Source organism: Pseudomonas nabeulensis, from assembly GCF_004682045.1.
In the GTDB taxonomy this organism is placed as follows: domain Bacteria; phylum Pseudomonadota; class Gammaproteobacteria; order Pseudomonadales; family Pseudomonadaceae; genus Aquipseudomonas; species Aquipseudomonas nabeulensis.
In genome coordinates, this window is record NZ_QUZT01000035.1 from 1 (window position 1) to 15035 (window position 15035).

Sequence of the window (15035 nt, forward strand, 5' to 3'; positions counted from 1 at the left end):
GGGCTTGCCCCCTCCCACATTTAGAAATCATTGAAGCTTGAACTGTGGATAACTCAGCTTTTCTTGATTTTGACCGGGCGCTTCCAACCGTCGATGTTGCGTTGACGGGCGCGCGCCACGCCGAGCTGCAAGTTATCCACATCCACGTTGATGGTGGAGCCCGCAGCGGTGGTGGCACCATCACCGATGCTTACTGGAGCGACCAACGAGTTGTTGGAGCCGATAAATACGTCTTCGCCCAACACGGTCTGGTGCTTGTTGGCGCCATCGTAGTTGCAGGTGATGGTGCCGGCGCCGATGTTGGTGCGTGCACCGATGACGGCGTCACCCAGGTAGGTCAGGTGACCGGCTTTGGCGCCCTCGCCCAGATGGGCGTTTTTCAGTTCGACAAAGTTACCCACATGGGCCTTGGCCTCCAGCACGCTGCCAGGGCGCAGGCGGGCAAATGGGCCAGCATCGCTGCCCTCACCCATCACCGCGCCTTCCAGGTGGCTATTAGCCTTGATGACGACGCCTTTGCGCAGGGTGCTGTCCTTGATCACGCAGTTCGGACCGATCACCACGTCATCTTCGATGACCACGCGGCCTTCGAGGATCACGTTGATATCAATCAGCACGTCGCGGCCAACGGTCACTTCACCACGCACATCGAAGCGCGCCGGGTCGCGCAGGGTCACGCCCTGGGCCATCAGGCGGCGGCCTTCGCGCAGTTGGTAGTGACGCTCCAGTTCGGCGAGCTGCTTGCGGTCGTTGGCGCCCTGCACTTCCATTGGGTCGTGGGGTTGTTCGGTGGCGACCAGCAGGCCATCGCTCACGGCCATCTCGATGACGTCGGTGAGGTAGTACTCGCCTTGGGCGTTGTTGTTGGACAGGCGGCTCATCCAGTCGGCGAGCTTATTGGCAGGCACCGCCAGAATGCCGGTGTTGCCTTCGGTGATTGCGCGCTGGGCTTCGCTGGCATCTTTGTGTTCAACGATGGCGGCAACCTTGCCGTCGGCATTGCGCACGATGCGGCCGTAGCCGGTCGGGTCATCCAATTCAACGGTGAGCAGGCCCATCTGGCCAGGCACGACATGCTTGAGCAGGCGTTGCAGGGTTTCGACTTCGATCAACGGCACGTCACCGTAGAGGATCAGTACGGTATCGGCGGTGATGAACGGCACCGCTTGCGCAGTGGCGTGGCCGGTGCCGAGTTGCTTGTCTTGCAATACGAAATTCAGGTCGTCCGCTGCCAGGCGTTCACGCACCGCGTCGGCACCATGGCCGATCACGACGTGAATGCGCTGCGGATCAAGTTGCCGGGCCGTGTGGATAACATGGCCAAGCATGGAATTGCCGGCAACCGGGTGCAGCACCTTGGGCAGGGCTGAACGCATGCGGGTGCCCTGGCCTGCGGCAAGAATCACGATTTCAAGAGACATGGATGGCTACCAATCCTGGGAGGTCTGGCTTCAGACCAGAGATGTTTTGTGCGGAAAAAGAAAAAGGGTAGCCGAGGCTACCCTTTTTAATCAATCGCGCTTGAAGCGTGACGGCATGGCCGCTTACTTCTTGCGGATCTGCTGGAGCGTGCGCAGCTGGGCTGCAGCCTCGGCCAGACGTACAGCAGCAGCGCTGTAGTCGAAGTCCGCACCCTTTTCGTTCAGGGCCTTCTCGGCAGCCTTGACGGCTTCCTGAGCGGAGGCTTCATCCAGGTCGCCAGCACGTTGCACAGTGTCGGCAAGTACCTTGACCATGTTCGGCTGAACCTCGAGGAAACCACCGGAGATGTAAAACACCTCCCTTTCCCCGCCTTGCTTGGTCAGAGTGATCGGACCCGGCTTCAAGCTGGTGATCAACGGCGCGTGACCCATGGCAATACCAAGGTCACCGAGTTCGCCGTGTGCAATCACCATCTCTACCAGACCGGAGAAGATTTCCCCTTCCGCGCTGACGATATCGCAATGGACTGTCATAGCCATCTGATTGCCTCAACCTGATGAGCGCCCGTTTCCGGGCGCTTGGATTACAGTTTCTTGGCTTTCTCGATCGCTTCTTCGATGCCGCCGACCATGTAGAACGCTTGTTCTGGCAGGTGGTCGTAGTCACCGTTGAGGATGCCTTTGAAGCCAGCAATGGTGTCTTTCAGGGAAACGTATTTACCCGAGGCACCGGTGAAGACTTCAGCCACGAAGAACGGCTGCGACAAGAAACGCTGGATCTTACGAGCACGGTTTACCAACTGCTTGTCGGCTTCCGACAGCTCGTCCATACCCAGGATCGCAATGATGTCCTTCAGTTCTTTGTAACGCTGCAGCACGTACTGAACGCCGCGAGCGGTGTCGTAGTGCTCCTGGCCGATCACGTTCGGGTCCAGCTGGCGCGAAGTCGAGTCCAGTGGATCGACCGCTGGGTAGATACCCAGGGAAGCGATGTCACGGGACAGAACGACGGTGGCGTCCAAGTGGGCGAAAGTGGTCGCTGGCGACGGGTCGGTCAAGTCGTCCGCAGGTACGTATACCGCTTGGATCGAGGTGATCGAACCTTCCTTGGTCGAAGTGATACGTTCTTGCAGAACGCCCATCTCTTCAGCCAGGGTCGGCTGGTAACCTACTGCCGAAGGCATACGGCCCAGCAGTGCGGATACTTCAGTACCGGCCAGGGTGTAACGGTAGATGTTGTCGACGAACAGCAGAACGTCGTTACCTTCGTCACGGAACTTCTCGGCCATGGTCAGGCCAGTCAGTGCTACGCGCAGACGGTTTCCCGGCGGCTCGTTCATCTGACCGTAAACCAGTGCCACTTTGTCCAGAACGTTGGAGTCCTTCATCTCGTGGTAGAAGTCGTTACCCTCACGAGTACGCTCACCCACACCGGCGAACACGGAATAACCGCTGTGCTCGATGGCGATGTTACGGATCAGTTCCATCATGTTTACGGTCTTGCCTACACCGGCACCACCGAACAGACCGACTTTACCGCCCTTGGCGAACGGGCAAACCAGGTCGATAACCTTGATGCCGGTTTCCAGCAGGTCGTTGCCGCCAGCTTGTTCCGCGAACGAAGGTGCTGGACGGTGAATGCCCCAGCGCTCTTCGGTGTCGATCGGGCCAGCTTCGTCAATCGGGTTGCCCAGTACGTCCATGATCCGGCCCAGGGTCGCTTTACCGACCGGTACGGAGATGGCTGCGCCAGAGTCGACAACGTCCAGACCGCGCTTCAAGCCTTCGGTGGAACCCATCGCAATGGTACGAACTACGCCGTCGCCCAGCTGCTGCTGAACTTCCAGAGTAGTGTCCGCGCCTTGTACTTTCAGCGCGTTGTAGATGCTCGGTACGCTGTCGCGTGGAAATTCCACGTCGATAACGGCGCCGATGATTTGAACGATACGTCCGCTACTCATAGCTGGATCCTCTGAATATTTGAACCGTTAAACCGCGGCAGCGCCGCCGACGATTTCCGAGATCTCTTGGGTGATCGCAGCCTGACGCGCCTTGTTGTAGATCAGTTGCAAATCACTGATCAGATCACCGGCGTTATCGGTAGCGTTTTTCATCGCGATCATCCGCGCCGCTTGTTCAGCTGCGTTGTTCTCGACCACCGCCTGGTACACCTGCGACTCCACGTAGCGCACCATCAAGCCGTCAAGCAGCTCTTTGGCGTCTGGTTCGTAGAGGTAGTCCCAGTGGTGCTTGAGTTCCTGATCCGGGGTCGCCACCAGTGGAATCAATTGCTCCACGGTTGGCTGCTGGGTCATGGTGTTGATGAACTTGTTGGATACCACGGAGAGGCGGTCAATCCGGCCTTCCAGGTACGCATCCAGCATCACCTTCACACTGCCGATCAAGTCATTGATCGACGGCTCTTCACCCAGGTGGCTGATAGCTGCAACGACGTTACCGCCGAAGTTGCGGAAAAAGGCCGCACCCTTGCTACCAACAACACACAGATCGATCTCGACGCCGTTTTCGCGGTTTACCGCCATGTCCTTGACCAGGGCCTTGAACAGGTTGGTATTCAAACCACCGCACAAACCACGGTCACTGCTCACAACCACATAACCCACACGCTTAACTTCGCGGTCGATCATGAACGGGTGGCGGTATTCCGGGTTGGCGTTGGCCAAATGCCCAATTACCTGGCGGATACGCTCCGCATAAGGACGGCTAGCAGCCATGCGCATTTGTGCCTTGCGCATTTTGCTGACCGCCACTTTTTCCATGGCGCTGGTAATTTTTTGCGTGCTTTTGATGCTCGCAATCTTACTGCGAATCTCTTTTGCGCCTGCCATGTAACACCTATCAGGTTAGCAAGCGGGAGCCTTGCGGCTCCCGCTGCGGCTTACCAGGTTTGGGTGGCCTTGAACTTCTCGATACCGGCTTTGAGGCCAGCGTCGATGTCGTCATTGAAGTCACCCTTCACGTTGATCTTGGCCAACAAGTCGGCGTGATCGCGGTTGAAGTAAGCAATCAGCGCTTGTTCAAAGCTGCCAACCTTGGCGATTTCAACGTCAGTCAGGAACCCACGCTCAGCGGCATACAGCGACAACGCCATGTCAGCGATCGACATTGGGGCGTATTGCTTCTGCTTCATCAGCTCGGTAACGCGCTGACCATGCTCAAGTTGCTTACGGGTCGCTTCGTCCAGGTCAGAAGCGAACTGGGCGAATGCCGCCAGTTCACGGTACTGAGCCAGAGCGGTACGGATACCACCGGAGAGCTTCTTGATGATCTTGGTCTGAGCGGCACCACCCACACGGGATACCGAAACACCGGCGTTCACTGCAGGGCGGATGCCCGAGTTGAACATGGCCGATTCCAGGAAGATCTGACCGTCGGTGATGGAAATCACGTTGGTCGGAACGAACGCGGAAACGTCGCCAGCCTGGGTTTCGATGATCGGCAGTGCGGTCAGGGAACCGGTTTTGCCGGTCACTGCGCCGTTGGTGAACTTCTCTACGTACTCTTCCGAAACGCGGGATGCGCGCTCCAGCAGACGGGAGTGGAGATAGAACACGTCGCCTGGGTAAGCTTCACGACCTGGTGGACGGCGCAGCAGCAGGGAAATCTGGCGGTAAGCCACTGCTTGCTTGGACAGATCGTCATAAACGATCAGCGCGTCTTCACCGCGGTCACGGAAGAATTCACCCATGGTGCAACCGGCGTACGGTGCCAGGTACTGCAGCGCAGGCGATTCCGAAGCACTGGCAGCCACGATGATCGTGTTCTTCAGTGCGCCGTTCTCTTCCAGCTTGCGAACCACGTTGGCGATGGTCGATTGTTTCTGACCGATCGCTACGTAGACGCAGAAAATGCCGCTGTCTTTCTGGTTGATGATCGCGTCGATGGCCAGAGCGGTTTTACCGATCTGACGGTCGCCGATGATCAGCTCACGCTGGCCACGGCCGACAGGGATCATGGCATCGACAGCCTTGTAGCCAGTCTGTACAGGCTGGTCTACCGACTTACGCCAGATCACGCCTGGAGCAACTTTCTCGACCGCGTCGGTCTCGGTGTTGCCCAGTGGACCTTTGCCGTCAACAGGGTTACCCAGTGCGTCGACTACGCGACCCAGCAGTTCCTTACCAACCGGAACCTCCAGGATGCGGCCGGTGCACTTGGCGCTCATGCCTTCAGCCAGAGACTGGTAAGCACCGAGGATTACGGCACCTACGGAGTCTTGCTCCAGGTTGAGGGCCATACCGTAGACGCCGCCCGGAAACTCGATCATCTCGCCGGACATTACGTCGGCCAGACCGTGAATCCGCACGATGCCGTCAGATACGCTGACGACAGTGCCTTCGTTACGGGCTTGGGAGGTCACATCGAGCTTGTCGATGCGGCCCTTGATAATTTCACTTATTTCGGAAGGATTGAGTTGCTGCATTGCTCTGCTGCCCCTTCAAACTCAAGATTTCAATGCTTCGGCAAGATTCGCGAGTTTGCCGCGAATCGAGCCATCGATAACCAGGTCGCCGGCGCGAATGACAATGCCCCCAATGAGGGACTTGTCTTCCGCAACTTGCAGGCGCACTTCCCGGTCGAGTCGTGCACTGAGAACCTTGGCGAGTTTGTCTTGCTGTTCTTGGTTCAATGCGAAAGCACTGGTTACTTCAACGTCTACCGATTTCTCTTGCTCGGCCTTGTACAGGTCGAACAGAGCGGCGATCTCCGGCAGAAGCAGGAGACGGTCGTTTTCGGCAACGACGTGGATGAAGTTCTGCACCTTCACATCAAACTTGTCGCCGCACACGTCAATAAACGCGGCGGCCTTGTCTGCGCTCGTCAGTCGCGGGGCCTTGAGCACGCGCTGCATGGTGTCGTCTTGCGACACTGCTGCAGCCAGGCCGAGCATGGCTGACCAAGAGGCCAGCTGCTGGTGGGCCTGGGCGTGCTCGAAGGCTGCCTTAGCGTAAGGTCGGGCCAACGTGGTCAATTCTGCCATGATCGCCCTCGCTTAAATTTCAGCAGCCAGTTTGTTAACCAGCTCCGCGTGCGCGTTTTGATCGATTGTGGCACCCAGGATCTTCTCAGCACCGCCAACGGCCAGGGCACCCAGTTGGGCACGCAGCGCGTCTTTGACACCGTTCAGTTCCTGCTCGATCTCGGCCTGAGCCTGAACCTTCACACGGTCAGCGTCGATACGGGCTTTTTCAACAGCCTCTTCAACGATCTGGTTACCGCGTTTCTTGGCTTGCTCAATGATTTCGGCTGCTTGAGCTTTCGCTTCGCGCAGTTGCTGACCCGCTTTATCTTGGGCCAACTCCAGGTCGCGAGCTGCTCGTGCTGCAGCGTCCAGTCCATCCGCGATCTTCTTCTGACGTTCGTGCAGAGCTGCGATGACCGGAGGCCATACGAACTTCATGCAGAAAACGACAAAAATCAAGAACGCTAAGGACTGACCAATAATGGTTGCATTAATGTTCACGCCAATACCTCGCTCATTCGTTGCACAACACACCAATCACTCGAAAAACGAGTGATTAACCGGCGAGTTGACCAACGAAGGGGTTCGCGAAGGTGAAGAACAGAGCGATACCAACACCGATCATGGTCACGGCGTCGAGCAGGCCGGCGACGATGAACATTTTAACTTGCAGCATTGGGACCATTTCTGGCTGACGCGCTGCGCCTTCCAGGAATTTGCCGCCCAGCAGGCCGAAACCAATGGCAGTACCCAGGGCGCCCAGGCCGATCAACAGTGCAACAGCGATAGCGGTTAGACCAACTACAGTTTCCATCTTTCCTCCCGACTTTTACGTCGTATGGTTTAGGTTTTTTAGATTTTAAAGCGGTAAAACAAATCGTTTCATAGCCCGTGAGGGCCACCTTCCCGTGTTACCGGGAAGGACATCAGACTAGTCGAGACTGGTCTTAATGGTTTTCTTCGTGCGCCATCGACAGGTAGACGATGGTCAGCATCATGAAGATGAACGCCTGCAGGGTGATAATCAGGATGTGGAACACAGCCCACGCCCACTGCAGGACAATGCCCAGGCCGCTAAGCCAGAGCAGACCGCTGCCGAACATCACAGCGATCAGGATGAACACCAACTCGCCGGCATACATGTTGCCGAACAGTCGCAGGGCCAGGGAGATCGGCTTGGCGACCAGGGTCACGAATTCCAGCAGGAAGTTCACCGGGATCAGCAGGGCTTGAACGAAGATGTTCTTGCTGCCGAACGGGTGCAGGGTCAGTTCGCCGATGAAGCCGCCGATGCCCTTGATCTTGATGCTGTAGAAAATGATCAACGCGAATACCGACAGGGCCATGCCCAGGGTAGCGTTAGGGTCCGTGGTGGAAACCGCACGGAAAGGAATGTGGTGATCGCCGGAGATCAGGATGGCCAGCTGAGGAATCCAGTCGACCGGGATCAGGTCGACGGCGTTCATCAGGAACACCCAGACGAAGATGGTCAGTGCCAACGGTGCAATCACCGCGCTACGACCATGGAAGCTGTCCCGCACGCTGCCATCGACGAATTCGACCAATACTTCAACGAAGTTCTGCAATGCACCTGGCTGACCGGAAGTCGCCTTCTTTGCCGCCATGCGGAAAATCAGGACGAAGATCAGACCCAATGCGACCGACCAGCCCAGAGTATCCAGGTGGAAAGCCCAGAAGCCCATTTCTTTGGCCTCTGCTGCGGAGTGGGCAAAGCCCCAGCCGCCATTAGGAAGCTGACCGAAGGTCAGGTTCTGCAAGTGGTGCTGGATATAGCCCGAAGCGGTTGTTTCTGCCATGGTTGCCTCAAACGCCCTAAGGTTTCGAAAGTCTTGTTTTCATTAGCAGGGGAGCGAACCAGCTGACCAGTTGGGTCAACACGAAGACGCCGAATACAGCCAGCGGCGCCAATGGCTTCACACCTGCAAAGGTCAGTGCAAACAGCACTGCCGTTAAAATCAGTTTCCCTGCTTCGCCGGCATAAAAGGACCGGACGATAGCCTGGGCTGCTCGGGCGCCGGAAAACCGAAAGGCCCTGTGAGCAAAATACATATTGGGCAGCAAGGCTATCAGGCCTCCGCAGAGTCCTGAATATCCGGCTACGACTCCATGCCAGTACCAAAGCGCCAGCGCGGCGATCAGCAAAATGACAAGTTGAGCCAATAAAACCGGAAAAACGGCCAAGCGATGGAACGGCAACGTGTTTGGCGTGCGGGTTTCCATCACTCTTGCTCCTCAATGGTCGGCTGCCGGAAATCAATAACTTGGCATAATTTGTGCCGACAAAATGCGCGCAGAGTATAGGGGCGGTTCTGCCCCTATTCAACTGTCGGGTAGTGATTTCCGATCACACGCTACATAAGCAAATGTTTCAGCGGATGTGGGCAAGGACGCCCTGCAGCTCATCGAGGGAGTTATATCCGATGACCAATTGGCCTTTGCCTTTCTTGCCGTGACGAATCTGCACCGCAGAGCCTAGGCGCTCGGCCAGGCGCTGTTCGAGGCGGGCGATATCCGGATCAGGTTTGGCCGTTTCGACCGGTGCAGGTTTGCCGCTGAGCCACTGGCGAACCAGGGCCTCGGTCTGGCGAACGGTGAGGCCCCGTGCGACAACGTGTCGCGCCCCTTCAACCTGTTGATTTTCCGGCAATCCGAGCAATGCACGGGCGTGGCCCATTTCCAGGTCGCCGTGGGACAACATGGTCTTGATGACTTCCGGGAGCGCAATCAGGCGCAGCAAGTTGGACACGGTCACGCGGGACTTGCCCACCGCCTCGGCCACTTGTTGCTGGGTCAGCTGGAATTCCTGCTGCAGGCGCTGCAAGGCGATGGCTTCCTCAATGGGGTTGAGGTCTTCGCGCTGGATGTTCTCGATCAATGCCATGGCGATGGCGGTTTCATCGGGCACATCGCGCACCATCGCCGGGATGGTGTCCTTGCCGGCCTGCTGGCTCGCGCGCCAGCGGCGTTCACCGGCGATGATCTCAAAACGACCGCCACCGATCGGACGCACCACAATCGGCTGCATCACGCCTTGGGTCTTGATGGAGTTGGCCAGTTCTTCCAGCGCCTGGGGGTCCATGTCCCGGCGTGGCTGGTATTTGCCGCGCTGGATCAGGTCCAGGGGCAGGTGCTGCAGCTCGCGCTCGTCGGCCTGCACCGCTTGTTCTTCAAGCGATGTGACGGTCGGACCACTCAACAGTGCATCCAGTCCACGTCCGAGACCTCGTTTCTTGACGGCCATGGGGATTCCTTAAGTTGGCTGGGCGGCAGCGGTGCGTGAGTTGCGGCGTTGGCGACGAACCATCTCGCCGGCCAGGGCCAGGTAGGCAATGGCGCCACGGGATGCTTTATCGTAAGCCAGCGCCGGCATGCCGTAGCTTGGCGCTTCGGCCAGACGGATGTTGCGCGGGATCACCGTGTCGTACAACTTATCGCCAAAGTGTTCCTTGAGCTGCGCCGAAACATCGTTCATCAGGCTCAGGCGCGGATCAAACATGGTCCGCAACAAGCCTTCGATCTGCAGGTTCGGGTTGAGCAACTCGGCGATACGCTTGATGTTATCCACAAGGTCGCTCAACCCTTCCAGTGCGTAGTACTCGCACTGCATGGGGATAATCACCCCGTCGGCGGCCACCAACGCGTTCAGTGTCAGCATCGACAATGACGGTGGGCAGTCGATCAGGATGTAATCGTAGTTCTCGCGAATAGGCGCCAAGGCGCTGCGCAGACGGCTTTCCTTCATCTGCATTTCCAGCAGCACCACTTCCGCCGCGGTCAGATCGCGGTTGGCCGGCAGCAGTTGATAACCACCGTGTTCGGAAAAGTGCATGGCCTGCGCCAGGTCACACTCGCCAATCAGCAAGTCGTAGACCGAGTTTTCCAGGCCGTGTTTATCCACACCGCTACCCATGGTGGCGTTGCCCTGTGGATCGAGATCGATCAACAGCACCCGGCGCTTGGTGGCGACCAGGGATGCTGCGAGGTTGATGCAGGTGGTGGTTTTACCCACGCCACCTTTCTGGTTCGCTATCGCGAATACCTTAGCCATTCTTGCTTGTGTTCCCAATCATGCCGTGCGGCGCAGTATCAGCAGATGGCGTTGGCCTTGGCAACCGGGTACGGCCAAGGCGTGTTCGCTATCGAGGTGGAAGTCTGCCGGCAATGCTAACAGCTCATCGCTTGGATGGACGCCCTTCATTGCCAGCCAGCGCGTGTCTCGGTCGCCCAGGTGGCGAGTCCAGTTGCTGAAGTTCTCCATGCTGCTGAATGCCCGGGAAACAATTCCGTTGAAAGGCTGTTCAGGCGTGAAGGCTTCGACACGACTGTGGATAACTTGCAGGTTATCCAGCTTGAGTTCGAGTTTGACCTGGGTGAGGAAGCGGGTTTTCTTGCCGTTGCTGTCCAGGCAGGTGACCTGGGACTCTGGAAACAGGATGGCCAGGGGAATGCCAGGCATGCCACCGCCACTGCCAACGTCCAACCAACGACCGTTTTCGATAAACGGCATCACGCTCAAGCTGTCGAGCAGATGGCGGGAAACCATTTCGTTTGGATCGCGGACAGCGGTCAGGTTGTAGGCCTTGTTCCATTTGATCAACAGGGCCAGGTAGCCCAGCAGCAATTCGTGCTGGGCCGGGGTCAGGTCGACGCCCAACTGGCGTGCACCTGTGGATAACTCTTCGGCGTGTTGCGAGGTGACCAACGAACTCAAGCGCTTTGCTCCAACTGACGGCCCGCGCCGCGTTTTTTCAAATGGATCATCAACAGCGAAATGGCTGCCGGGGTGACGCCGGGGATACGTGAAGCCTGGCCCAGGGTCTCTGGCCGAGTTATCCCCAGCTTGCTCTGAATTTCTTTCGACAGCCCGGAAATCCCGGTGTAGTCGATATCCACAGGCAGCTTGGTGTCTTCACTGGCGCGCAGGCGGGCAATTTCGTCCTGCTGGCGATCAATGTAACCGGCGTACTTGGTCTTGATTTCGACCTGCTCGGCAACCTGTGGGTCTTCTGCGCCCTGGCCTGTCACTTCGACCAGACCAGCGTAGTCGATTTCCGGACGGGACAGCAGGTTCAGCAAGTTGTATTCGTGAGTCAGCGGCGTGCCGAATTTTTCGGCAATTGCATCGCCCTGCTCTGTGCCGGGGCGAACCCAGGTACTTTTCAGGCGTTGTTCTTCCAACGCGATGCTTTCGCGTTTTTTGCAGAACGCAGCCCAACGCACGTCATCGACCAGGCCCAGTTCGCGGCCTTTTTCGGTCAAACGCAGGTCGGCGTTGTCTTCGCGCAGGATCAGACGGTATTCCGCCCGGGACGTGAACATCCGGTAGGGTTCCTGAGTCCCCAGGGTAATCAGGTCATCGACCAACACGCCGATATACGCCTCGTCGCGACGCGGGCACCAGCTGTCTTTGCCCTGCGCGCGCAGCGCTGCGTTGGTTCCGGCGAGTAAACCTTGGGCGCCGGCTTCTTCGTAGCCGGTGGTGCCGTTGATTTGTCCGGCGAAGAACAGGCCGCCGATCACTTTGGTTTCCAGGCTGTACTTCAGGTCACGCGGATCGAAGTAATCGTACTCAATGGCATAACCCGGACGCACGATGTGCGCGTTTTCCATACCGCGAATCGATTGCACGATCTGAATTTGCACATCGAACGGCAATGAAGTGGAAATCCCGTTCGGGTACAGCTCGTGAGTGGTCAAACCTTCGGGCTCAATGAAGACCTGGTGGCTTTCCTTGTCGGCAAAGCGGTGGATCTTGTCTTCGATCGACGGGCAATAACGCGGGCCAATCCCTTCGATCACCCCGGAATACATCGGCGAACGGTCGAGGTTGGCGGCAATGATTTCGTGGGTGCGGGCGTTGGTATGGGTAATCCAGCAACTGACCTGTTTCGGGTGCTGTTCTTTGGAGCCCATGAACGACATCACCGGGATCGGCGTGTCGCCGGCCTGCTCGGTCATCACCGAGAAATCCACAGAACGCCCGTCGATACGCGGTGGGGTCCCAGTTTTCAGGCGGCCGACGCGCAGCGGCAATTCACGCAGGCGTTTTGCCAGGGCAATCGACGGCGGATCACCGGCGCGGCCACCGGAATAGTTCTGCATACCAATGTGGATAAGTCCGCCGAGGAAGGTGCCGGTGGTCAGCACCACGGATTCTGCGAAGAAACGCAGGCCCATTTGGGTGACAACACCGCGCACCTGATCCTGCTCGACGATCAAGTCATCGGCTGCCTGTTGAAATATCCACAGGTTCGGCTGGTTTTCCAGGGTTTCACGCACGGCTGCCTTGTACAGGATGCGATCGGCTTGAGCCCGCGTAGCGCGCACGGCCGGGCCTTTGCGGCTATTAAGCACGCGAAATTGAATACCACCTTTATCGGTAGCCATGGCCATCACGCCGCCAAGGGCGTCGATTTCTTTGACCAGATGGCTTTTGCCGATCCCACCAATGGCGGGGTTGCAACTCATCGCACCGAGGGTTTCCACGTTGTGCGTCAGCAACAGGGTTTTTACGCCCATGCGTGCTGACGCCAGTGCTGCCTCGGTACCGGCATGACCGCCGCCGATGACGATCACTTCAAAACGGGAAGGGAAATCCACCACGCACCTCGTGCCTGCTTATGTAGGTAATCAGGAATTGTTTGTTGAAAGGGTTTTAGAGCTTTGGCGGCAAGTATAGGGACTTCGCCCTTCCTAAAGAACCCTTTGCACAAAATTTAACCAGCTGTGGATGAATCACGGACAATAGAAATTAAAAGAGAGAAATTTATTAAATCTTTGTTTTTATGTTTATTTCTATGGAGCAGACTTTCTGTGGATAGATTGATGTAGCCCTTTATTTACGTTGTGTACAGCGATTCAAAAGTCTGTGGTCATGTGCCAATGAGGCCCTTGGATAAGTGCTTTAAGCCTGTGGATTAATGAGATGGTTATCCACAGAGGGGGTTTTGCTCAGGTTTTAGGCCCTGTTATCAACTGGGCACAGGGGCGGTTATTCACAGGGCTTAATCCACAGAATTCACTGAAAGACAGCGTGAGCAGGGAGCTATTGTGAGAAAACGGTCGGACAGTTAATAATAGCGATTATCATTAACCCACCGTTGTCATGCCCTATGTCCCCTCCTTCGCACACGACTGCAGTCCAGCACATCTACGAGCAGCACCATTCGTGGTTGCACGGGTGGCTTAAAGGCAAGTTGCATAACGCCTGCGATGCAGCCGACGTGGCACACGATACGTTCGTGCGTATCCTGGGCGGGCGTAATGCCGCGCAGATCCTGGAGCCGCGGGACTATCTGGCGACCATTGCCCGGGGCCTGGTGATTGATCGATATCGTCGGCATGCGATTGAACAGGCCTACAGGCAGACCTTGGCCGAGCGACCCGAAGCCACGGCCATCAGTGAAGAAGACAAGGCGATCATCATCGAGACCCTGGTAGCTGTGGATAAAGCACTGTCTGGGCTTGGGGAGCGCGCGCGGCGAATCTTCATGCTCTCGCAGATCGACGGCCTGACTTATCAACAGATCGCCGATCAATTGCAGGTATCGCTGACCACGGTGAAGAAGCACATGATCCGTGCGCTGACTGAATGCTCGCTGATCATGGCGGGCCTGTAATGGCGGCCCCGGATCGAAAGACGTTTGAGGCCGCTGCCAGTTGGTATGTGCAGTTTCAATCCCAATCACCTACGCCTGCTGAACGGCATGCCTGGCAACAATGGCTCAATGGCGACCCGTCCCATCAGGCGGCGTGGAACCAGATGGAACAACTGCAACGCAGCCTGGGTGCGTTACCTCAGGATTTAACCCGCCGGGCGTTATCCACCACTCATCAACGGCGCCAGGTACTCAAGTGGATGATGGTGCTCGGCAGCACGGGTTATCTCGGCTGGAATGTTCAGCAACATACGTCGCTGGGCAACGTCTGGGCGGACTACCGCACCTCTGTGGGGGAACGGCGACGCATCGAGCTGGCGGATGGCACCCGGATCGATCTCAACACCCACACTGCCATTGATGTGGTGTTTGATGGGCGCCAGCGGTTGATCCGATTACGCGAGGGTGAAGTACTTATCCACACCGGCAAATGGGGTGGGCAGATGCCGTTTTACGTTGAAACCCGTGAGGGACGTGTCCAGGCCTTGGGCACGCGGTTTACCGTGCGCCAATTAGCGGACTCTACGCGGGTGGGGGTTCTGGAAGATCGGGTGACTGTCACGCCGGGTGATCAACCCGACCATGTGCGGCAACTCAGTGCGGGTGAAAGCGCAGACTTTGATCGGCAGAACGTCGGGGCCAACCACGTGTATCGAGGGGCTCAGGCTGCCTGGGTCGATGGCCAGCTCATCGTGCTGGATGCTCGACTTGGGGATGTGATCGACGATTTGGCCCGTTATCGGCCGGGCGTGTTGCGCTGCGACTTGGCCTCGGCACGGTTGCGTGTCTCCGGGACTTTCAGGCTGGACTCCACTGACGCGGTGCTGGCCAATCTGCAGGCGACGCTGCCGATTCAGGTGAACTACTTCACCCGTTATTGGGTGTCGGTAAAGCGTATTGGTTGAACGCAAAAATAATCCACAGGGGGGGTTATCTTTTTTTTACCTGGCG

Annotated in this window: 16 protein-coding genes; 2 read left to right on the plus strand and 14 right to left on the minus strand. The window is 57.4% G+C overall.

Annotated elements, in window-relative coordinates; genetic code table 11:
- Positions 1 to 53 precede the first annotated feature (53 nt).
- The 14 genes from glmU to mnmG all read right to left on the minus strand — a co-directional run bounded on the left by glmU (position 54) and on the right by mnmG (position 13026).
- Positions 54 to 1421 carry a bifunctional UDP-N-acetylglucosamine diphosphorylase/glucosamine-1-phosphate N-acetyltransferase GlmU gene (gene glmU, locus DYL61_RS18310; RefSeq protein ID WP_135309492.1) on the minus strand — a complete coding sequence of 456 codons (1368 nt, stop codon included), beginning with the start codon at positions 1419 to 1421 and terminating at the stop codon, positions 54 to 56.
- Between the two features lie 123 nt (positions 1422 to 1544).
- Entirely contained in the window at positions 1545 to 1961 is a 417-nt protein-coding gene (locus DYL61_RS18320; protein ID WP_032885166.1) for a F0F1 ATP synthase subunit epsilon, read from the minus strand.
- A 44-nt stretch (positions 1962 to 2005) separates the two neighbouring features.
- Complete coding sequence (gene atpD / locus DYL61_RS18325) at positions 2006 to 3382, minus strand: F0F1 ATP synthase subunit beta (protein ID WP_010207684.1); 1377 nt, start codon at positions 3380 to 3382, stop codon at positions 2006 to 2008.
- Between the two features lie 27 nt (positions 3383 to 3409).
- Positions 3410 to 4270, minus strand: coding sequence for a F0F1 ATP synthase subunit gamma (atpG, locus tag DYL61_RS18330; protein WP_010565870.1), 861 nt, complete (start codon positions 4268 to 4270; stop codon positions 3410 to 3412).
- A 50-nt stretch (positions 4271 to 4320) separates the two neighbouring features.
- Positions 4321 to 5865, minus strand: a complete 1545-nt coding sequence (gene atpA / locus DYL61_RS18335; RefSeq protein WP_135309493.1) for a F0F1 ATP synthase subunit alpha — start codon at positions 5863 to 5865, stop codon at positions 4321 to 4323.
- 21 nt (positions 5866 to 5886) lie between these two features.
- Entirely contained in the window at positions 5887 to 6423 is a 537-nt protein-coding gene (locus DYL61_RS18340; RefSeq protein WP_105695860.1) for a F0F1 ATP synthase subunit delta, read from the minus strand.
- 12 nt (positions 6424 to 6435) lie between these two features.
- Positions 6436 to 6906: a F0F1 ATP synthase subunit B gene (locus DYL61_RS18345; protein WP_008439543.1), complete on the minus strand. Its 471-nt coding sequence runs from the start codon at positions 6904 to 6906 to the stop codon at positions 6436 to 6438.
- Positions 6907 to 6961: 55 nt separating this feature from the next.
- Positions 6962 to 7219 carry a F0F1 ATP synthase subunit C gene (gene atpE / locus DYL61_RS18350; protein WP_002555987.1) on the minus strand — a complete coding sequence of 86 codons (258 nt, stop codon included), beginning with the start codon at positions 7217 to 7219 and terminating at the stop codon, positions 6962 to 6964.
- A 133-nt stretch (positions 7220 to 7352) separates the two neighbouring features.
- Positions 7353 to 8222, minus strand: coding sequence for a F0F1 ATP synthase subunit A (gene atpB, locus DYL61_RS18355; protein WP_003213554.1), 870 nt, complete (start codon positions 8220 to 8222; stop codon positions 7353 to 7355).
- A 16-nt stretch (positions 8223 to 8238) separates the two neighbouring features.
- Positions 8239 to 8646, minus strand: a complete 408-nt coding sequence (locus DYL61_RS18360) for a F0F1 ATP synthase subunit I (RefSeq protein ID WP_043048220.1) — start codon at positions 8644 to 8646, stop codon at positions 8239 to 8241.
- Positions 8647 to 8794: 148 nt separating this feature from the next.
- A complete protein-coding gene (locus DYL61_RS18365) occupies positions 8795 to 9667 on the minus strand; it encodes a ParB/RepB/Spo0J family partition protein (protein WP_135309494.1) in 873 nt (290 codons plus the stop codon).
- Between the two features lie 9 nt (positions 9668 to 9676).
- The gene (locus DYL61_RS18370; protein WP_135309495.1) at positions 9677 to 10474 is read right to left on the minus strand and encodes a ParA family protein; all 798 of its coding nucleotides are present in this window, start codon (positions 10472 to 10474) and stop codon (positions 9677 to 9679) included.
- Between the two features lie 18 nt (positions 10475 to 10492).
- A complete protein-coding gene (gene rsmG, locus DYL61_RS18375; RefSeq protein ID WP_071490884.1) occupies positions 10493 to 11137 on the minus strand; it encodes a 16S rRNA (guanine(527)-N(7))-methyltransferase RsmG in 645 nt (214 codons plus the stop codon).
- Positions 11134 to 13026 (minus strand): tRNA uridine-5-carboxymethylaminomethyl(34) synthesis enzyme MnmG, encoded by a 1893-nt coding sequence (gene mnmG, locus DYL61_RS18380; RefSeq protein ID WP_105696012.1) that lies wholly within the window; start codon positions 13024 to 13026, stop codon positions 11134 to 11136. Before mnmG ends, rsmG begins: the two co-directional genes overlap by 4 nt.
- 512 nt (positions 13027 to 13538) lie before the next feature.
- On the opposite strand from mnmG, the gene DYL61_RS18385 reads away from it, so the two are divergent.
- Together DYL61_RS18385 and DYL61_RS18390 are read left to right on the plus strand one after the other, a co-directional pair.
- On the plus strand, positions 13539 to 14045 hold the full coding sequence (locus tag DYL61_RS18385) for a sigma-70 family RNA polymerase sigma factor (protein ID WP_135309496.1): 507 nt from the start codon (positions 13539 to 13541) through the stop codon (positions 14043 to 14045).
- The gene (locus DYL61_RS18390; RefSeq protein ID WP_135309497.1) at positions 14045 to 14989 is read left to right on the plus strand and encodes a FecR domain-containing protein; all 945 of its coding nucleotides are present in this window, start codon (positions 14045 to 14047) and stop codon (positions 14987 to 14989) included. The genes DYL61_RS18385 and DYL61_RS18390 overlap by 1 nt, the downstream gene beginning before the upstream one ends.
- Positions 14990 to 15035 lie beyond the last annotated feature (46 nt).

Coding starts and splice junctions, on each gene's coding strand:
- glmU (WP_135309492.1), bottom strand. CDS start 1,421: ATGTCTCTTGAAATCGTGATTCTTGCCGCAGGCCAGGGCACCCGCATG.
- DYL61_RS18320 (WP_032885166.1), bottom strand. CDS start 1,961: ATGGCTATGACAGTCCATTGCGATATCGTCAGCGCGGAAGGGGAAATC.
- atpD (WP_010207684.1), bottom strand. CDS start 3,382: ATGAGTAGCGGACGTATCGTTCAAATCATCGGCGCCGTTATCGACGTG.
- atpG (WP_010565870.1), bottom strand. CDS start 4,270: ATGGCAGGCGCAAAAGAGATTCGCAGTAAGATTGCGAGCATCAAAAGC.
- atpA (WP_135309493.1), bottom strand. CDS start 5,865: ATGCAGCAACTCAATCCTTCCGAAATAAGTGAAATTATCAAGGGCCGC.
- DYL61_RS18340 (WP_105695860.1), bottom strand. CDS start 6,423: ATGGCAGAATTGACCACGTTGGCCCGACCTTACGCTAAGGCAGCCTTC.
- atpE (WP_002555987.1), bottom strand. CDS start 7,219: ATGGAAACTGTAGTTGGTCTAACCGCTATCGCTGTTGCACTGTTGATC.
- atpB (WP_003213554.1), bottom strand. CDS start 8,222: ATGGCAGAAACAACCGCTTCGGGCTATATCCAGCACCACTTGCAGAAC.
- DYL61_RS18360 (WP_043048220.1), bottom strand. CDS start 8,646: ATGGAAACCCGCACGCCAAACACGTTGCCGTTCCATCGCTTGGCCGTT.
- DYL61_RS18365 (WP_135309494.1), bottom strand. CDS start 9,667: ATGGCCGTCAAGAAACGAGGTCTCGGACGTGGACTGGATGCACTGTTG.
- DYL61_RS18370 (WP_135309495.1), bottom strand. CDS start 10,474: ATGGCTAAGGTATTCGCGATAGCGAACCAGAAAGGTGGCGTGGGTAAA.
- DYL61_RS18385 (WP_135309496.1), top strand. CDS start 13,539: ATGTCCCCTCCTTCGCACACGACTGCAGTCCAGCACATCTACGAGCAG.
- DYL61_RS18390 (WP_135309497.1), top strand. CDS start 14,045: ATGGCGGCCCCGGATCGAAAGACGTTTGAGGCCGCTGCCAGTTGGTAT.